The sequence below is a fragment of the Terrisporobacter mayombei genome (genome assembly GCF_020748465.1).
GTDB classification, from domain to species: domain Bacteria; phylum Bacillota; class Clostridia; order Peptostreptococcales; family Peptostreptococcaceae; genus Terrisporobacter; species Terrisporobacter mayombei.
This window is the reverse complement of record NZ_JAHZMP010000122.1, coordinates 1-510: the sequence shown is the minus strand read 5'-3', so window position 1 is coordinate 510 and position 510 is coordinate 1. Positions and strand designations below refer to the sequence as shown.

The 510-nt window shown below is 22.0% G+C and carries 1 protein-coding gene; it reads left to right on the top strand.

The window, feature by feature from the left end:
* Window positions 1–5: 5 nt before the first annotated feature.
* Window positions 6–510, top strand: a 505-nt coding sequence (locus tag K0039_RS20665; protein ID WP_322789404.1) for a M56 family metallopeptidase, incomplete at its 3' end; no start/stop codon positions are given.

The following is a 510-nucleotide window of genomic DNA, read 5'->3' as shown; positions in this document are numbered from 1 at the left end:
ATTTAATTCTAACAGATATTTTAAGAACCAGTATCACAAGTAGTCTAGTTATTTGTTTTCTGCTACTTTTAAGGACAACTATATTCAGAATTTTCAATAAGGGTTTTAATTATTATATTTGGCTAATTGTAATAGTTAGATTACTTTTTCCATTCTCTTATTTTACTTATACTATTTCTGATTCTAAATTTCAATACAAACCTATTTTGAATGAAGTTGATTATTCAAATACAGTATTAATAATATATCTAACAATTGTTATTTTACTTGCAATTTATAGGTTTATAAAATATTTAAAGTTTAAGAGTTTGGTTATTGACTTATCATATGACATTGAAAATCTTGAAATAAACAATCTTTATAATAATTTATTAAAAGAACTAAATATAGAAAAGCACATTAAACTAAAATATACTTATGAAATCAATACGCCCTCATTTTTTGGATTATTTGATAATTATATACTTTTGCCACCACACAATTATAATTTAAATGAACTGCATTGGATTC